An 18907-nucleotide genomic window follows, 5' to 3' on the forward strand; every position below is an offset into this window, starting at 1 on the left:
ACAGAAAAGATATAAAGAATAGCTGGCTCAACACGTCTATTTTGCTTATCCTGCGAAGCTTACTCAGAAAAGGAGGATTTGAAGCTTGCCATCAAACGCCATTCGATGTTTTACAATACTGAAGCCGTGTTTAGTGCGCCGATTAACGGCATCGTCATCGCGATGGAAGAACAGAAAGCGAAAGGCGTAGACATTGATAATAACACCATTACCGACACAAAACAAAATTGATGGGATCGATGGCTAGAATTGGCAACTCAATTGACTGGGCGACGCGCTGAAAGCCAATCATCTTCAGTCTAGCGGTAAGGTTTCTGCTAATGGAAGTATTCTTGGCGCCTCTTTCTTGCTTCTGCCGATTATTCAGATTGTTGTTGGTCGTAGACTGGCGGCTTACGGCTCGTATGCTCATTACCGATGCCAGCACCCTTAGTCTGTTTACTTAGTTTGTTTATGATAAGTGCGTTGTCATAGATCTACGTGAAGCTCAGCGCATCGCTGCAATTCAGTTTTGGCGCGTTAAACCCTTCTTTCTGCAACAAGTGATCGACAACATTATTCCTGGTATTTTTGCGCTGCTGGTCATGTTCGGCATCTACTGGTGGATAGTAAAACGCAACTAAATTTCTGGGGATTACTGGAAATATTTCGTTTATAGAGAACAATGACGCTCTGGATGCACACGTAAATCAATGCAAAGACTATGGGTCACAGAAAAGGGTATCAGCGCAAGTGCATCCTGGTGGCCGCTGCCCTTTCGCCGGCGAAAGGGCAGCGCGCTGATCATGGAAAATAACGCAAGCGAGTCTTACCACGACGGCGGTGGGGTGGATAACCTCCGCCATATCGTGCGTTCCCTTGCCCGTTTCGAATTTCCACAACGAAATAACTATAACGAGTGGCTGACAATGGCTTACTCGTTTCAGGCGTGCGTTATCCGTCATCATCAGAAGCGGTGTCAGCGCACGGAAACCATCGCTCATTGCTAAATTTGCTATCGGATTTATATGCCAACTCGAGCAAAATCGATACCAGCTTTTCGTTTTCGCCTATCCTGTGAAAACAGCGTGACGGAAAATGGGATTTTCCAGCCTTATTTAAATGCACCAGGTGCTGTATTTTCGCTTTCACTTGAATGTAGAATAAAAGTATTTTTAGATAGTTAGCGAAAAAAAGCTGTGACCGCGCTCGCAACACGCTCGGGAACAGAACAACATAGCGCTGGACGCCCTGAGTCGCCGTGAAAAATCATCGAAATCTTATAGCAACATACGCTATCTAGAAAAGGCTGCGCGTTGCGATCCTATGGCTGGGTCATGCTTAATCAACAATTCGTCCTTGACAAGCCACTGCGCAAAGGACACATCAACCCCGACATCAAACTGCGCATCGACGCCAAAGAGGTGGAATATGTTCGTGACGATCAGGCGTGAATTATCGATTCCGGGTCCACAATTTGGTGGTGATAACCAGCGCGCTGAATATCGCCTACGAGCTGGCGGACTACGAACAGTTGGATGTCACGGTGCTGGGCGGCAGCGTGCGCCTGAACTCCTACTCACTGTATACTTGGCCGCGGAGCAGCAATTTTATCGTTTCAACACACTACTTCTCGGCTTCGATCTGCAAGCCGGCATCACCACTCCACGCCGGTGAGGCAAGTCCGAATCGAGTCATGTGTGAAGGCGCGCATGAAACATCGTCCCGGAGGACGCCAGTAAATTTGGCTGCAAGAGTTTTTGTCTTATTCGCCCGCCATTGGCATTCAGCGACTGATTACCGACACTCGAATCCCGATGATTACCGGCAAGTGCTGACCACTATTGGCAGAGGTCATTATCGCCGGTGATTAGCCCCCATCGACCCACAGAGATAAGCGGCATCATTAAGCGGCATCATGATGAAACAGCTGTATCCTATCCCGAGTAGTGGTTGGGCAGCGTCGGGCCTTGCACACCGCTCGCGAGATCCACTAGCAACCATGGCTGTTGGCGCCGATTGACCCAGCGGTTGCATCAGCTTCATCCGCAATAGCAGACCTTCTCGCAAACGCTGTTGCACCAGCCGGTTGCGCATCGTGCTGTGCGAGGGACCGGTCGTGATGTCGTCTCGCCTGCGCCACTACCGATATCGTGCCGTCCCCTCTGCACTACCTGCACACGACGCAACCAACGTTGCTGGTTTCCTGCGACCGCTCCTGCAATAGCCCCTAGAGTCTGACCGCGGTAACGCTGGCTGGCCGCATGCTGCGGCCAAAATCGACAACGCGCCCGTACTTTCATCATGCCGTCGGAAGCGCTGGATATCAGGGTTTCTCCATCACATTCAGCTTGGGCCGCATGCTACTGGCGACGCTGCTGACACTGGACCATTGGCCGCGGGTGCAGAGCGACGAAATGCTTCGATCGGTTGCTGATTGGTACGACCAGCAGTAGGCGTCATAAGCAGAAACAGTGTAAGTCATTGGCTCGCGGCGGATTCACACGCGTAATGTGTCTTAGCGCGGATTGTCCTATCTGGCGTCACACAAGAGGTGGCGCTGAAAATCCTCGAGCTGACGGCCCGTTTGGTTTTTCGCTGCTCATAAAGATCATATTGAAACAGCACTATGTGGCCTATTTCATTTTTGGATTTATCGCCGCGACGTTCCTTAAGCTACCGATTATCGCCTTCGCGCTCGGCACGCTGTCCACAGTCGAATGCCAGCTCGATCAGGAAAACGCGATGCCGAAACTGAGCGGCACCGCTATCAGCAAGGCAATAAACGAGGTCATCAGAATGCCGTAAACAGGCACCAGCGCGCCAAAACGTTCCGATGGCGCATCCCATCCAGGGGTCCACAAAAGAAAAAGCCAAACTTTTCTATACTTGGTAAAGGCGCGACCACCAGCGAGACGCTAATACCGAATTGAGCCATAACTTGCTCATATAAGCCACGCCGCGCGGATGCGGGAGTAACCGCATCAAGCAGTGCCTAGTCCAGTTCACCGGCTCATTACGTGCCGTAGCTATGGACCTCGGTCAAAGAATTTCAGCACTTCTTTTCCTTGCTCGAGACGATTTTGTTGTTTGTGCGGCAAAATGAAGATGGAAGGTAATCGGCCATGCGTTGTCTCTTGGCTGATTGGTCAAGTCCTGGGCGAATGAGCTTTCCAAATCGACACCATTAGTCGCCGCACTGAAATTTTGCTCGGTAGGCGATACCGGCTTGCCGTCAGAAGCGATCAATTTGGTATAGGCGAGATGGTTTTGTTTGGTGTAGGCATATTTTCGGGTAAGCGCGAAAGCGGCCACGGCTGTCGTTGCCTTTGCCACCCAATCCTACTGGCCAATTAACCGTCGAACCGGCGCCGATTTTTCCTTTTCAGTCAGGATTGAGCTGGTGAAAACAAACGAGGTGCCCGAACCATCGGCAATGCGCGCCACCGCAATCGCCTGATTCAGCAGTTTCAGCCCCAGGTTGAGTTTGATTGTCGCCTGGCATTTCATTTTTTTGATTTAACCGAGATGGATGTCACTCAGCCAGCGTTTTTCTCTTTCAGTGTCAGCTCGCCGCTCTTCATGCCCGGTATATTAATCGCTAGCACAACGTCGCTGATAACGGTGGGTTAGAACAAGCGTCTTTATTAGGCTTTTCATCGCTCAATGGCGCGTCAGATTCGCAGAAATCGACGGTATTAGCGATGATTTGCGCCGCCGAAGGAACCGATGTCTTGATAATTGACTTTTACGCCGGTGGGGTGGATTTTGATAGGAATTTGCCTAATTTAGCGTAAACCGGCGTCGGAAAGGTCGCACCTGTATCGGTTAGGCTAGCCGTAGCAAAAGCGGGCGCCGCCGCCAGAATGAAAGAGGCTGCAACCATACCGTCAGGGTGATACGAATCAGTTTCATAATCCCTCTTACTTGAATAAAATCGTCGACATTTTGTGCTTGTTGTTGGTAAAGATGTGCCGTACGGGAGGGAAAATAGGTCAGCTTGGTGACAGTAAGATTTACGAAATATGACAGTTAGATGACGATGCCCGATGTTGGCAGCGCCGAACCTTGCCGCTATAGCTGCAACGTGCGCCATTGCCGGCGTGCCCTCCAGTACTGAGCGGATGTCGCTTATCGCATTCGGCGTCAGTGTGGCCGTTGACTTCCCGTTTTCAGCCCGTAACGGGCAAGCCGCTGTGGCTAAAATTCCCACCCGCTGCTGGTAGAAGGCAGATGCCAATGTTCGCAAGGGCGCTTTATCATTGCGCGTAAAATGGCGAGCGTTGTAGCAAAATAGGATTTGGTCTGGCGCAAACAGATAACTTTCAAAGCGGCTGAAGAAATCTATGCCCAGATTATACATATCTTTTGTTGCCACTGATTTTTACGTGGCCTACCGACATACTGCAAGATGTCAGGTTGTCGATCAAATAGTCATTATCATGACCCAAGCCGCTGGCGGTGGCGCTGTGCGTTTGCCGGTAGTTCGTCGTGACATTGCGGTACTGCTTTTCATCTTACCGATAAGCTCTTCGCTGGCGAAACTCCGAAACTGGCCTCATAAATCAGACATTGCTGATACCCCATCAACGACGGAGAATGTCGCCAGGCAGTCAAGTGATAGCTACCGGTTGCGCCAAGCTCAACTGACGGAATACCTCCGCGCCTAACAATTGGCTGAATGTGTCAAAATCGATGGCTATCTAGGGATTAATTGCCCGGCAGCATATAACTGCCAAGCGTTATCGGTAGTGAATGCCATAGCGAAACTTGATCGGCGCCGAGCTTTCCCTAGGTACTGTGGACACCATTAGCTATAATTGTACGAAAGATAAGTGAGATCTCATCGGCACGACGAGTATAGCAGGTGAACCGGCTCGTGCAGTACGAGGATTGTCCTCGACCACCGGCGTCGCGAAGGTCGGTACGCACGGTGAGGTGGTTAGTACGACAGCCAGACAGGCCCAGAAAAGCCGAAAGCTTAACAGCTATCCATAGATATCACGTCCTCCGGCAGGTCAAGAAGTAGCGGCCCGACAGGAGTATCCCGTTGCTGCCAGCCGCGCCTTTCGAAGACAATGGCATGGTTTTAAAGTAAAACCACCGCCGCAAAAGCACCGCGGTGCGGTTGTGGCTGGATGCAACCACCATTAAGGTTATTCCACTGTTACCGATTTCGCCAGATTGCGCGGCTGATCAACGTCAGTCCCTTTAATCAAGGCAATGTGATAGGCCAGTAGTTGCATTGGTACGGTATAGAAAATGGGCGCCACAATCTGCTCCACGTGCGTCAGCGGGATAATTTTCATATTTTTACTGGCGATAAAACCGGCATCCTGCTCCGCGAAAACATACAACAACCCCCCCCTAGTGCGCACTTCTTCTATATTGGATTTCAGTTTTTCCAGCAGTTCATTGTTGGGAGCAATGACGATCACCGGAATATCGGCGTCAATAAGCGCCAACGGGCCATGTTTCAATTCCCCGGCGGCATAGGCTTCAGCGTGAATATAAGAGATTTCTTTCAGTTTCAGCGCCCCTTCCATAGCGATAGGGTAAAGAGCGCCGCGGCCTAAAAACAGCGCATGGTGTTTATCGGAAAACTCTTCTGCTAGCGTTTCAATGGGCTTATCCAGCGACAGCATCTGCTCGATGCGGCTCGGCAGCGCCTGTAGAGCATGAACGATATCTTCCTCTATCTCCTGGTCCATACCGCACAGGCGTCCGATGCGCGCCACCAGCATCAACAGCACCGTCAACTGGGTGGTGAACGCTTTAGTGGAAGCTACGCCGATTTCGGTGCCGGCACGGGTCATCAGCGCCATATCCGATTCGCGCACCAGCGAAGAGCCGGCGACATTACAGATGGCAAGCGAACCCAGATAGCCGAGGGATTTGGTCAATCGTAGCGCCGCTAGAGTATCTGCGGTCTCGCCGGACTGGGAGAGGGTGATCAGCAAACTGCCGGGGCGTACCGCGGGTTTGCGGTAGCGAAACTCGGAGGCGATCTCCACATCACAAGGCATGCCGGCCAGCGCTTCGAACCAATAGCGGGAGACCATGGCGGAGTGATAGGAGGTGCCACAAGCAATAATCTGCACGTGCTGCACCTGGCGTAGCAACATATCGGCGCCGTCGCCCAGTTCCGACAGCGTTACCTCTCCATGGCTAAAGCGACCTTCCAGCGTGTTTTTGATTGCTTGTGGCTGCTCAAAAATTTCCTTTTGCATATAGTGGCGGTATAGCCCTTTATCGCCGGCGTCGTATTTTACCTGGGATTCGATTTCCGGCCGCTCCACGCTCTCACCGGCCGGGTCCCACACCCGAATGGTACGGCGGGTAATTTCGGCGATGTCGCCCTCTTCGAGGAACATAAAGCGGCGAGTGACGGGCAGAAGCGCCAGTTGATCGGAAGCCAGGAAGTTCTCGCCGACGCCGCGGCCAATTACTAGTGGACTGCCGGAGCGTGCTGCCACCAGCACGCTTGGATCGCGGCTATCCATAATAACCGTGCCGTAGGCGCCACGCAGAGCGCCTACCACCCGCTGCATCACCTCAAAGAGCGCGCCGCCTTGTTGGCGCTGTTCCCAATGCGCCAAATGCGCGATCACTTCCGTGTCGGTTTGTGTAACGAACGAGTAGCCTCGTGCGCGTAACTGCTCGCGCAGCGGTTCATGATTTTCGATAATGCCGTTATGGACGACCGCGATGTGCCCCGAGACGTGGGGATGCGCGTTATTTTCCGTCGGCTCGCCGTGAGTCGCCCAACGGGTATGGGCAATGCCAGTACCACCGGAGAGCAGGTGCGTCTGTGCCACCTCGGTCAGTGCACTGACTTTTCCCACTCGACGCAGGCACTGCAGATGGCCGTGATTGTCCACCACAGCCAGCCCGGCGGAATCATATCCACGATACTCAAGACGACGTAATCCCTCCAACAGGATCTCAGCAATATCACGCTGCGCAACCGCACCCACTATTCCACACATTTTGGTTATTCCTGATTAAATGGCTGCAATCGCCGTTAGTAAGCTAGCACCAAATCCGATCGGCGCGGCGCCGATACGCGTCGCGGGTCTTACCGGCCGCTTTAGGGTAACGCGACAAAACCACCCGCTAATGGCGGTCGCACACTCATTTTTTCTTCACCGGCCGCGTCCAGTTAGCAATGGGAAACTGACGTATCCGACTGATGACCATTTCACCATCGGCCACATCGCGCGTAACGGTCGTGCCGGCGCCAATGGTGGCATCGCGGCCAAGGGTTACCGGCGCCACCAGCTGGCTATCGGAGCCAACGAAGACATTGTCGCCAATCACGGTTTTATGCTTGTTAGCGCCATCATAATTGCAGGTAATGGTACCGGCGCCGATATTGACTTGTGCTCCTATCTCGGCGTCCCCAAGGTAACTAAGATGACCGGCTTTCGACCCTTTACCCAAGCTGGCTTGTTTCATCTCGACAAAATTACCCACGTGCGCGCCCTCCTCTAGCTCGCTGCCGGCGCGAAGTCGGGCGAAGGGACCGAGAGTACTGCGCGCCGCCACGCGGGCATCCTCGATAACGGTATAGGGGCTAACGACCACATCATTACCGATAACCACATTTTTCAGGACGCAACCGGTACCAATTATCACCCTGTTGCCGAGCGTCACCCGGCCCTCAAGAATAACGTTGGTGTCGATGAAGACATCCTGTCCATGGCACAGTTCGCCACGCAAATCGAAACGCATTGGATCGGACAGCATCACACCGGCCAACAAAAGACGCTCTGCCTGCTCTTGCTGAAATAGTCGCTCCAGACGCGCAAGCTGTAGCCGGTTATTCACCCCTTCGACTTCGCTATGCCGCGATGGCTGCACCGCATTAATTTTCCGTCCTTCGTGCCAGGCCATGGCGATAATGTCCGTCAAATAGAATTCGCTCTGCACGTTATGGTTGGTTAACTGCCCCAGCCAGCGTTTCAAATCACCGCCGCCGACCACCAGAATACCGGTATTGATTTCCTTTATTTGCCGCTGCTGTTCGTTGGCGTCTTTCTGCTCGACAATACCGACCACCTCGCCGTCGGCGTTGCGTACGATACGACCATAGCCCTCAGGATTGTCCAGCGTTACTGTCAGCAGGCCAATACCGTCCTCCGGCCTTGCCGTCAGCAAGCGCTGCAAGGTGTCTGGAGAAATAAGCGGGACATCGCCGTATAGGATCAGGACATCTTCCTTGTCGCGCAGATCCGCCAGTATCTGCTGTACGGCATGGCCGGTGCCATGTTGCTCGGCCTGCAACACCCAATTTAAGGGAGCATTCTGACGGGCGAGCCGTTCACGCAACAATTCGCCGCCGTAACCGTAGACCATATGGATGCACGCCGCGCCCAGCTGGGTTGCGGCATCAATAACGTGCTGCACCAGAGCTTTACCGGCCAGGGGATGCAGCACTTTCGGCAAGGCTGAAAACATTCGATTTCCCTTGCCTGCGGCAAGGACAACCACTCTTAATGCTCGATTCGACACAACCATCTTGTGAAATCCTGTTTATCAGACGAAAGTAAACCCGTTCGCAGATGGGATTACTGCGTGATTGCTACATATTTGGCATGAAAAACACTTTACAGGGCGTAGCCGCCCGGTGCTAAGGCTATTTGTCACGATTGTGTTGCCAGAAAGGAAATAGCGGCACAACTGGAGTTTTCAACGGCGCGGAGCTGAAATTACCCACATTGACCGGTGAATATTTCGCAACTTAATTAAAGATAAAGCTGGTCATCGCAACCGGCCTTTCATGATTCACTCTTGATTACATCGCTTTTGGTCAGTTCGATGACCCGCAGTTTCGCCAGCGCTTTGGAGAGCTCGGCTGACGCTTGGGCATATCAATACACCGTGGGATTTATTGATATGCTCTTCTGCCTTGCGCTTGGACTCCATCGCCCTCTCTTCATCAAGATCCTTGTCGTGAATGGCGGTATCGGCCGGTATGGTTACCGTGCTGGGCTGCACCTCAAGTATACCGCCGGACAAGTAGATATACTCTTCGTTGTTGTGCCCCTTAATGATACGCGCCATACCTGGCTTAATGGCGGTGAGCAGAAGGGCGTGACCAGGGAAAATCCCCAATTCGCCCTCACTACCCGTCACCTGAATTTTCTCAAGCCACCCGGAAAACATCTGTTTTTCAGCGCTGACCACATCAAGATGATAAGTTTTACAACCATATCACCCTCCTCTCAAGGCGTTACAGTTTCTTTTCCACGGCTTCATCGATGGAGCCCGCCATGTAGAACGCCTGTTCCGGCAGATGATCGTATTCACCGTCCATGATGCCTTTAAAGCCACGGATCGTATCTTTCAGCGCCACGTACTTACCGGGTGAGCCGGTGAACACTTCCGCCACGAAGAACGGCTGAGATAGGAAGCGCTGAATCTTACGCGCGCGCGACACCACTAGCTTGTCATCTTCGGACAGATCGTCCATGCCGAGGATAGCTATGATATCTTTCAGCTCCTGATAGCGCTGGAGAATGGACTGCACGCCGCGCACCACATCATAATGCTCCTGCCCTACCACTAACGGACCAGCTGACGGCTAGTGGAGTCGAGCGGGTCAACCACTGGGTAAATCTCCACAGAGGCGATTTGACGGCTCAGAACCACAACGAAATTTCTCCACCATGGTCAGACCGGTCAGCGCCACGCGTAGACGGTTGCACTAGCGAAACCTTATCGATAACGTTGGAATCGGTCATTGCATGATAGAAGTCATTACGGGTACGTTCACCCACTCCAGCGAACACGGAATAACCGGAGTGTTCGATGGCGATGTTTCGAATAAGCTCTATCATATTAACGGTTTTGCCCACGCCAGCGCCGCCGAACAGGCCGACTTTACCACCCTTGGCGAACGGACACATCAGGTCGATAACCTTAATACCAGTTTCCAGCAAATCCTGGGAATTGGCCAGCTCTTCAATAGCTCGGCACCGGACGTGAATAGACCAACGTTCTCGTGCGTTCGAGAGCGGCGCCGTTTTCCACCTCCAGTGCGCTGTACACATTTGGTACAGCGTCTTGTGGGAACTCGACGTCGACCACGGGGTAACCTGGATGACATTTCCAGTAGCCATCTTCAATCCTCTACGTAATTCATGACCTAAACTTAAACCACAGCGGCTCTCGAGACGATTTCGGTGAGTTCCTGAGTGATGCTGGTCTGTCGAACTTTATCGCAAACAAGTTGTAACGCTTTAATCAGGCTGCCGCCGTTGTCCGTTGCAACTTTCATTGCTATCACACGCGCAGCCTGTTCGCTTGCCAGGTTTTCAACGACGCCCTAATAAACCTGCGATTCCACGTAACGACGCAGCAGAGTATCCAACAGCGTTTTGGGATCGGATTCATACAGATAATCCCAGGATCTGGTCTTTACATCCGCCCCTTCCGCTAGCGGAAGGGGCAGGATTTGCAGAATCCGCGGCACCTGTGTCAGTGTATTGACAAATTTATTGCTGACAATATAAAGCTTGTCCAAGCGGCCTTCGTCATAGGCCTGTAGCATAACATTTGCTGGCCCGATCAATTCAGACAGTGTGGGATTGTCCCCCATACCTGTCACCTGAGCAACCACTTTGCTACCAACTGAATTGAAGAAAGACACCGCCTTGGAGCCAATCAGCGCTAGTTCGTTTCCCATTCTACTCTTTCATGTCCACCAATAGCTTTTTGAACAAATTAATGCCCAGACCGCCCGCCACCAGACCACGGTCGGCGGCTACCACCAGGCAACCCACTTGCTTTACGTCACGCTAGCTCAGGTAGGGGTGTTTGTATTCCAGATTACCCAGTACAAGGTGACCAATCACTTTGCGCATCGTTATAAGGACGGCCGGACGCCATGCGTTCCTGCGTTTTACGCATTTTGGAAGCGGCGATCTTTCCATCGCTTTGGTGATCTTTTGCGTATTCTGGACGCTTGCAATCTTATTACGTATCTCTATTTGGGCCATTTCCTCCTCATTGTTCTATGACCTGCCAGAGCAGGGCCATAGAGCGTTACCAGAATTGGGTTGCATTGAAGGTATCGAGAATACCTTTCAGCTTGCCTGCGATATCATCGTTATAAGCGCCGGTCTGGTTGATTTGTTGCATCAATTCGCTCTGCTCACGGTCCACGTAGGCTATTAACACTGCCTCAGCTCAACATCCTCCAGATACCGTGTTCCGCCGCGAACAGTACCAGAGCCTGCTGGGCGACCGTGATTCAGCTGTTTGCGAGTTGCGTCATCCAGATCGGAGACGAACTGGGAGAAAGCGGCCAATTCACGATGCTGCGCCAGTGCGGTACGGATACCGCCGGACAGTTTTTCATGATCTTGCTCTGGGCGGCGGCGCCGACGCGAGAAACTGCGATCCCCGGGTTAACGGCAGGACAGGTAGGACAGATACTGGAATTAAACAGGTTCGATTCCAGGAAGATCTGACCATTGGTGATGGAAATCACGTTGGTCGGAATGAAGGCGGAAACATCACCCGCCTGGGTTTCGATGATAGGCAGTGCAGTTAACGAACCGGTTTTGCCCTTTACTTCGCCCTTAGTGTAGTTTTCAACGTATTCCGCGTTAACGCAGGAAGCGCGCTCCAGCAAACGGGAGTGCAGGTAGAACACGTCGCCGGGATAGGCTTCACGGCCGGGTGAGCAGCAGGGAGATTTGGCGATACGCCACGGCCTGCTTGGAAAGAACATCATAAATGATCAGCGCGTCTTCGCCGCGATCGCAGAAGTATTCACCCATGGCGCAACCGGTATACGGCGCTAGATATTGCAATGCGGCGGATTCAGATTCGGTGGCGACTATCACGATGGTGTTCGCTAGTGCGCCGTACTCTTCTAGCTTACGCACCACGTTGGCGATAGTGGATGCTTTCTGGCCGATGGCGACATAGATACATTTAATGCCGCTGTCACGCTGGTTTATGATGGCATCGATGGCCAGCGCCGATTTTCCTGTCTGACGGTCGCCAATGATCAGCTCGCGCTGACCGCGGCCGATAGGAATCATGGCGTCGACAGATTTATAACCGGTCTGTACCGGTTCATCGACCGACTGACGTTCAATAACGCCCGGCGCAATGGCTTCAACGCCGGAAAAGCCGTCGTGCTCCACCGGGCCTTTATCGTCAATGGGCGCACCCAGGGTATTGACCACGCGGCCAAGCAGGCCACGGCCGACCGGCACTTCAAGAATACGCCCGGTGCATTTGACTTTCATGCTTTCGGCCAGATCCGCATACGGTCCCATGACCACGGCACTGACGGAGTCGCGTTCCAGGTTTAGGGCGATGGCGCAACGATTGCCGGGCAGTGCGATCATTTTACCCTGCCTGACTTTGGTCAGGCCGTGTACGCGGATGATCCAGTCGCTGACGGAAATGATGGTCCCTTCATTGTGAGTTTCGCTCACTACATTAAACTGAGCAATGCGCCGCTTGATCAGTTCGCTGATTTCGGTGGAATTCAGTTGCATGCTCCGGTCCCCTAATATAAGCCTGCAAGGCGTCTGCCAGACGCTCCAGACGACCACGTACGCTACCGTCTATCACCATGCCAGCGCGTATCACGACGCCGGCCACGACAGACTTATCAATTTTGCGATTCATCTCAATTTTGCGATTCATCTTAACTTTGCATGACAGGCGTTGCTCCATCGCGGCGCTAATTTTTACCAATTGCTTCTTTTAACACGCTGGCAGAAATGACATCCACTTCCACAGTACCTCCTGCGCCGCGCGCAGAAGAATAAACTGCTCTAGCACGTCGGGCAGAATCGCTAGACGCCAGTTTTCCGCCATGACCCGAATTAGGTTCTGACCGGAGACATCAAGCGCCTCGCCACAGACCGCAATAAACTTTTGCGCCAGCTTTTCGGGCACAACGGCGCCCGAGAGTAGTTCAGCTATCTGCTCATTGCGGCTCATCTCGGCAGAGAATGCCAGCATCGACTGCCAATGCGCCACATCCTGGAGCTCGACGACAAAGTCAAAAGCCGCTTTGGCGTAGGGGCGAGCTACAGTTACCAGTTCAAACATTGCTCCTCCCTCCCTTACAGCCCCTACAGTTCAGTGATAATTTATCGACGATGTCGCTGTTGGTGGCTTCATCCACGGAACGTTCGTGATCTTCTCGGCACCCGACAAAATCAGCATAGCGACCTACTTGCGTAACTCCTCGCGGGCGCGCTTGCGTTCGGCGTTAATTTCCGCCTGTGCCTGTGCCTGTGCCTGTGCCAGGATTTTGTTGCGTTCCGCTTCGGCTTCAGCTTTGGCTTCATCAACCACTTGCGTTTTCGCTTGTTGGCTTGTTCGATTATAGCCTTGGCTTCCACCTTCGTTTGCTTCAAACGATCGGTTGCTTCGGCCTGGGCGATGTCCAGATCTTTTTTGCGCGTCCTGTGGAAGCCAAACCATCAGCAAGTTCTTTCTGACGCCTCTCGATGGCGGTCATTAACGGTGGCCACACATACTTCATACAGAGCAGCACAAACAGGACAAACGCGAAGGTCTGGCCGAGGATTGTTGCGTTAATATTCACAGCACAATAACTTTTGTAAAGTTAACGGTTCGATGGTGGTTAGCTTGACACTAGGCGACGGCGAACATCACGTAGATCAGATCAGGCTGACGCGCGGCCCCTTCCAAAAATTTGTCACCTAGGCTGCCGATACCGATCGCAGCACCGATTGCCGCCATACCCATCATCACAGCAGAAGCCATGTACAGCAGATCTATATTCGGATTTTCCATGACAGTCTCCTGTTTGTTTCGGTTAAACGCAGTATTAAGCTATAAAAATCAATGTTCTTCAGATGCTATCGCGAGATAGACAATCGTCAGAACCATGAAGATAAAGGCTTGCAATAATCAGGATATGAAAATGGCCCAGGGCACATTCAGAATCCATTGTGACCACCACGGCAACAGACAGGCAATCAGGATGAAGATCAACTCACTTGCATACATGTTGCCAAACAACCGAAGGCCCAGCGACACTGGCTTGGACAGCAGGCTGACGCCTTCGAGAATCAGGTTAATAGGAATGAAAATCGGGTGATTGAACGGCTGAAGGGTAAGTTCTTTGACAAAGCCGCTGATCCCTTTCATCGTCACGCTACAATACAGGATGAGGATAAGCACGCTGAACGCCATCGACAGCGTAATGTTAACGTCAGCCGAGGGCACCACACGCAGCACCGATAAGCCCAGCACGTGCTGGCCGAGATAGGGCAGCGCGTGCTGGGCAGCAAATCCATCAGGTTCATTAAAAAGACCCAGACGCAGTTGGTCAACGCCAACGGAGTAATAAGTTTGCTTTTACCGTGGAACGGACAAAGCCGACCACCAGCTCGACGAAGGTTTGCATTTTCCAGAGATGCCGCTGGTGTCACCCTTAGCAATGCGGCCAAAGATCAGCAGGAAAATTGCGCCCAGCAGCAGCGAGAAGAACATGGAATCAATGTTCAGGACCCAGAATGACGCCGCCGAGTGGGGACTAACTAGTTCAAACGTAAGCAGGTCCAACTGAAGGTTGTTCAGGTGGTAATCTATGTATTCCTGTGGAGTAGTGATTTCTTCTGATGCGGACATGATGCCTCTTACCCTTTGTTGTTAATTACGACCGGTTGCCAATATACTGCACAATCGGCACCGATAAATAGGTTAGGCACAATGGGATAAACGCGGCCTTGAATATCTCAAGTGCGACGACCAGCAGGCGATGGAACGATAAGCGGCAAAAAGGTGAATAATAATTTAAAGAATGCAGATCTCATCTTTTTACCGCAAAAGCGCTGGATCGTAACATGTAAAATTTCCAACGCTTCACCAATTATCGTCTGTAAAACTGTGGAAAAGATCACACTACGATGGATTTAAAAGCGCGAGCCGGAAGCTAATTTAGCCATTGCAGCATTTAAAAATGAATTATTCTCAATAACACACAACCACTTGAATATTAATTTTTATAAAATTGCCCCTATTTGGATGCATCTCTTACACTTCAGACGTCTCGCACGTTTACTATTAGTACGTGTACAGCGATAGGATTCAATTGCTAACGAAATATAAAAGAGAGGTAAATAATTCTCAGGATAGCTAAATTACCGCCAGCGGTTTGTTTAATAAAGTGCGCGACGGTTTTTTTGCCTTTTATTGACGAAAAGCAACCACGATATGCCACTCACCCTCCAGGCCACATGAAGCACGATCACCGATTCTGACCGCAAGCCCAATGGTAGCACTGTCAGCTCCACCTCGGAAAGCCAGCCTTTCGGCGTATAAATCGGCCTTTTCTTTACCCGGGAGCGCAGCGCATCGGGTCAGCACGTCGCCGAGGGAGGCGAAAGCGCGGCTTATGACGCTGTCAAAGCCCACGGACGGCGTGAAGCTCTCCACCCGGCCATGCGGCCAGCATCATCGAGACCCAGTTCATGCTGTACCTGGCGCAGAAAGCGTACGCGCTTGCCCAAGGCTGTCTAGTGAAATGCGCTTCTGGCCGCACAATAGTCAGCAGAACGTCCGCCAGCCCGGGCCGGTGCCGACGTCGACAATGTTTCAAGCATTAATGATTCCGTTGTTGCCAGGCACCGCAGCGCAGCAGCCCCTGTTTTTTCAGCCAAACCAGCAAGATGGAAATCGCCGCCGGCGTGACACCAGATATCCGTGAAGCCTGGCCGATAGAATTGGGTTTATGATCGTTAAGTTTGGCGATCACTTCGTTGGATAGGCCCGATACAACGCTGAAATCCATATCCACCGATAACAGGGTATGTTCATTGCGCATCTGGCGCGCGATCTCCTCTTGCTGACGAGCGATGTAGCCATGGTATTTGATCTGGATCTCGACCTGTTCCGCTGCCTGATTGTCGGTCAGCGCTGGACTGAAGCGGTCTAGGCCGGTCAGTCGCGCATAATCCACCTCCGGGCGGCGCAGGAGCTCTTCCCCGTTGGCTTCGCGCGTCAACGGCGCTTTAAGCAGCGAATTAAGTTGTTCAACATCTTCGCTGCCAGGATGCACCCAGATATCGCGCAGACGCTGACGCTCCAGTGCGATCTGTTCTTGCTTGGCGCAGAAGCGCGCCCAGCGCACTTCATTCACTAAACCGAGCTGCCGGCCGATTTCCGTTAGCCGAAGATCGGCGTTATCTTCGCGCAACAGCAGCCGATATTCGGCGCGAGCGGTAAACATACGGTAAGGCTCTTTAGTGCCCAACGTGCATAAATCATCCACTAGCACGCCCAGATAGGCCTGATCGCGCCGCGGTGACCATCCCTCTTGGTTTGTGGCAAGCCTAGCGGCGTTCAGACCGGCGAGCATGCCTTGGGCGGCAGCCTCTTCGTATCCGGTGGTTCCGTTGATCTGGCCGGCGAAAAACAGTCCCGCGATCAATTTGCTTTCCAGCGTCAGCTTGAGATCGCGCGGATCAAAAAAGTCGTACTCGATCGCATAGCCAGGACGCACGATGCGCGCGTTCTCCAATCCCTGTATAGAGTGGACGATTTTTATCTGTACATCGAACGGCAGGCTAGTCGAGATGCCGTTGGGATAAATTTCGTTGCTGGTCAACCCTTCCGGCTCGAGGAAGATCTGGTGGGCATCGCGATTGGCGAAACGCATGACCTTATCTTCAATGGACGGGCAATAGCGCGGCCCGACGCCTTCGATAATACCGGCGTACATCGGGCTGCGATCCAAATTTTGGCGGATGACCTCATGGGTCTTTGTGTTGGTATGGGTGATATAGCAGGGGATCTGGCGCGGATGCTGATCCGCCGAGCCCAAAAAAGAGAAGACGGGCAGCGGATCGTCGCCATGCTGTGTTGCCAGTTGCGAAAAATCAATACTGCGCGCATCAATACGCGGCGGTGTTCCGGTTTTCAGGCGGTTCACCCGGAACGGTAGCTCGCGCAGACAGCGCGACAGAGAAATCGACGGCGGATCCCCTGCCCGACCGCCGCTGTAGTGATCCATGCCGATGTGGATCTTACCGTCCAGAAAGGTCCCCACGGTCAACACCACCGCGCTGGCGCTGAATTTTAGCCCCATTTGCGTAACGACACCGACGACCCGATCGCCATCCACGACCAGATCCTCTACCACCTGCTGGAAGATCACCAGGTTAGGCTGGTTCTCCAGTGCGCCGCGCACCGCCTGACGGTAAAGCACGCGATCCGCTTGTGCGCGGGTCGCTCTAGTCGCTGGCCCTTTACTAGCGTTCAATATCCTGAACTGAATGCCGGCCTTGTCGATGGCCTGTGCCATCAAACCACCCATCGCATCAACTTCCTTGACCAAATGCCCTTTGCCGATACCGCCGATCGCCGGGTTACAAGACATTTGTCCAAGCGTATCAATATCATGTGTCATCAACAGGGTTTTGCATCCCATCCGTGCCGACGCCATTACCGCTTCCGTACCGGCATGACCGCCACCAATGACGATGACGTCAAAATGATCGGGATAAAACATGGTAAAACACCTCACGCGAAAGCGAAGGATAGTCAAGGAGCCTGAAGGAGAGGATTCTACTCAAGTTTAGACGGAATACAAGCCAGGAAGATCCGCCGGTGGTTAAAGAAAGATCTTTTATTTATAGATCCCTTGTTATATCTAATACTAGAACCGCAATCCTCTGTGGATAAGCCATTTTGGTTGACTTATTCAAGGGATTATCGATCCTCCGAGCCTGTGAATGACCGGTGTCCAGGCCGGCATAAGCTCTGTCGCACTTACCCATAAGGTTCAGAGACTCTTAAGATTGTAAATTAGATAATTACCGGTTTCCAGCGGATTTTAGTCGCAGCTATACATAAAAGAGACTATCGGAGCGCTTTTATCTGCACGATCCATTCCGCTACCCAAGCTTCCGCCGGATCCTCGGGAATTTCGTGCTGAGTAATGTCGATCTTCAGCACATTTCCGATCCGGTTGGCGCCGAGCGTCGTAAGCTGGCGATCCAAGGTATCGATCGCGCCGCAAAACGTATCGTATTCGCTGCTGCCGATGCCGATTGCGCCATAGGCGACCTCGGCGAGTGAGGGCGCTTGCGCCGTCAACGCTCCTAACAGCGGTTGGAGATTCTCCGGAAGCTCGCCTGCGCCGTGGGTGGAAGTAACCAGGAGCCACAGACCCTCTGGACTTAATTCTGCCAGCTCGGCGCCATGCAGGACATGGGTGGTGACTCCATGCTGTTCAAGGATGCCGGCGACGTGCTCGGCAACATATTCGGCGCTACCCAATGTGCTGCCGCTGATGATGGTTACGTCAGCCATGATGGTCCCGTCAGATAAATAAGTCAGTATTATACGCTGTGTACCGGCTGGGATCTACCTGTGGATAATTGTAGGTATTAATCGGGCCTCTATGGCACGATAGTCCGGCTGATGGGGTTTTGCATCGAGATGAAGGTTTCGGTGGATTGGATCTCGCCGATGGCCTGAATCTTGTTGATAAGTACCTGTTGCAGGGCATCGATAGAGCGGCACGCCACCTTAATAAAGATGCTGTAGGCCGGTGGCATAAATGCCTCCGCCACTTCGTCCAGCGCGCCCAGCTTCTTGAGCGCGTAAGAGTAATTCTTGGCGCTTTCAAGAAAAATGCCGATAAAGCAGCAGACGACGGTAAAACTCGTACTCCAGTTCATCGATGCCGAGGGCGGACAACTCTCCCGGTAGCAGCCGCAATACCGCTAATTTCTTTAGACGGAACCGCCGGCTCGTGCACGCGATTCTCCACTTCGCGCTCAAGCGAATGGGGAGCGGCGGTGAAACGCGCTTCACAGCTGCGCCCCAATTGTTCCGCCAACCGCAGAAGTTCAGGACACCGTGTAGAAATGCGTCATAGTGTACCAGGATAATCGCCTTGTCGTAGTGTACCTGC

The 18907-nt window shown here is 52.6% G+C and carries 8 protein-coding genes and 12 pseudogenes; 4 read left to right on the forward strand and 16 right to left on the reverse strand.

From position 1 onward, the window contains the following. The first annotated feature begins 18 nt into the window (after positions 1–18). The 3 genes from GPOALKHO_RS08950 to GPOALKHO_RS08960 all read left to right on the forward strand — a co-directional run bounded on the left by GPOALKHO_RS08950 (position 19) and on the right by GPOALKHO_RS08960 (position 2787). On the forward strand, positions 19–231 hold the full coding sequence (locus GPOALKHO_RS08950; RefSeq protein WP_406703473.1) for a PTS system mannose/fructose/sorbose family transporter subunit IID: 213 nt from the start codon (positions 19–21) through the stop codon (positions 229–231). A 554-nt stretch (positions 232–785) separates the two neighbouring features. Next, a complete protein-coding gene (locus GPOALKHO_RS08955; RefSeq protein WP_406702215.1) occupies positions 786–989 on the forward strand; it encodes a hypothetical protein in 204 nt (67 codons plus the stop codon). A gap of 1501 nt (positions 990–2490) precedes the next feature. Continuing rightward, a complete protein-coding gene (locus GPOALKHO_RS08960) occupies positions 2491–2787 on the forward strand; it encodes a PTS sugar transporter subunit IIC (RefSeq protein ID WP_406702217.1) in 297 nt (98 codons plus the stop codon). On the opposite strand, the pseudogene pstC reads toward GPOALKHO_RS08960, so the two are convergent. Both pstC and pstS read right to left on the reverse strand, forming a co-directional pair. Beyond that, positions 2721–2905 (reverse strand): annotated as a pseudogene (gene pstC / locus GPOALKHO_RS08965) (phosphate ABC transporter permease PstC); the annotation flags it as partial. The gene GPOALKHO_RS08960 and the pseudogene pstC sit on opposite strands and share 67 nt — an antisense overlap. A 115-nt stretch (positions 2906–3020) precedes the next feature. Further along, positions 3021–3894: pseudogene (pstS, locus tag GPOALKHO_RS08970) on the reverse strand (phosphate ABC transporter substrate-binding protein PstS); the annotation flags it as partial. A 473-nt stretch (positions 3895–4367) separates the two neighbouring features. Here pstS and GPOALKHO_RS08975 point away from each other — a divergent pair. After that, positions 4368–4649, forward strand: a complete 282-nt coding sequence (locus GPOALKHO_RS08975; protein WP_406702218.1) for a hypothetical protein — start codon at positions 4368–4370, stop codon at positions 4647–4649. Positions 4650–5135: 486 nt separating this feature from the next. On the opposite strand, the gene glmS is transcribed toward GPOALKHO_RS08975, so the two are convergent. From glmS to GPOALKHO_RS09045, 14 genes and pseudogenes are all read right to left on the reverse strand, one after another. Beyond that, positions 5136–6968, reverse strand: a complete 1833-nt coding sequence (glmS, locus tag GPOALKHO_RS08980) for a glutamine--fructose-6-phosphate transaminase (isomerizing) (RefSeq protein ID WP_406702219.1) — start codon at positions 6966–6968, stop codon at positions 5136–5138. 145 nt (positions 6969–7113) lie between these two features. Then, on the reverse strand, positions 7114–8499 hold the full coding sequence (gene glmU / locus GPOALKHO_RS08985) for a bifunctional UDP-N-acetylglucosamine diphosphorylase/glucosamine-1-phosphate N-acetyltransferase GlmU (RefSeq protein WP_406702220.1): 1386 nt from the start codon (positions 8497–8499) through the stop codon (positions 7114–7116). 260 nt (positions 8500–8759) lie between these two features. Further along, positions 8760–9147 (reverse strand): annotated as a pseudogene (locus tag GPOALKHO_RS08990) (F0F1 ATP synthase subunit epsilon). Between the two features lie 67 nt (positions 9148–9214). Continuing rightward, positions 9215–10103: pseudogene (locus GPOALKHO_RS08995) on the reverse strand (hypothetical protein). A gap of 32 nt (positions 10104–10135) precedes the next feature. Beyond that, positions 10136–10982 (reverse strand): annotated as a pseudogene (gene atpG, locus GPOALKHO_RS09000) (F0F1 ATP synthase subunit gamma). Positions 10983–11028: 46 nt separating this feature from the next. After that, a pseudogene (atpA, locus tag GPOALKHO_RS09005) lies at positions 11029–12500 on the reverse strand (F0F1 ATP synthase subunit alpha). Then, positions 12442–13062, reverse strand: a pseudogene (gene atpH, locus GPOALKHO_RS09010) (F0F1 ATP synthase subunit delta). Before atpH ends, atpA begins: the two co-directional pseudogenes overlap by 59 nt. Then, a pseudogene (gene atpF, locus GPOALKHO_RS09015) lies at positions 13055–13564 on the reverse strand (F0F1 ATP synthase subunit B). The pseudogenes atpH and atpF overlap by 8 nt, the downstream one beginning before the upstream one ends. 65 nt (positions 13565–13629) lie before the next feature. Beyond that, a pseudogene (locus GPOALKHO_RS09020) lies at positions 13630–13776 on the reverse strand (ATP F0F1 synthase subunit C); the annotation flags it as partial. 48 nt (positions 13777–13824) lie between these two features. Then, a pseudogene (atpB, locus tag GPOALKHO_RS09025) lies at positions 13825–14616 on the reverse strand (F0F1 ATP synthase subunit A). A gap of 8 nt (positions 14617–14624) precedes the next feature. After that, positions 14625–14743, reverse strand: a pseudogene (locus GPOALKHO_RS09030) (F0F1 ATP synthase subunit I); the annotation flags it as partial. 846 nt (positions 14744–15589) lie between these two features. Continuing rightward, on the reverse strand, positions 15590–17497 hold the full coding sequence (gene mnmG, locus GPOALKHO_RS09035) for a tRNA uridine-5-carboxymethylaminomethyl(34) synthesis enzyme MnmG (protein ID WP_406702221.1): 1908 nt from the start codon (positions 17495–17497) through the stop codon (positions 15590–15592). Between the two features lie 350 nt (positions 17498–17847). Continuing rightward, entirely contained in the window at positions 17848–18300 is a 453-nt protein-coding gene (gene mioC, locus GPOALKHO_RS09040; RefSeq protein ID WP_406702223.1) for an FMN-binding protein MioC, read from the reverse strand. Between the two features lie 89 nt (positions 18301–18389). Then, positions 18390–18644, reverse strand: a pseudogene (locus GPOALKHO_RS09045) (Lrp/AsnC ligand binding domain-containing protein); the annotation flags it as partial. Positions 18645–18907 lie beyond the last annotated feature (263 nt).

Source organism: Sodalis sp. (in: enterobacteria) (assembly GCF_036327475.1).
Lineage (GTDB): Bacteria > Pseudomonadota > Gammaproteobacteria > Enterobacterales > Enterobacteriaceae.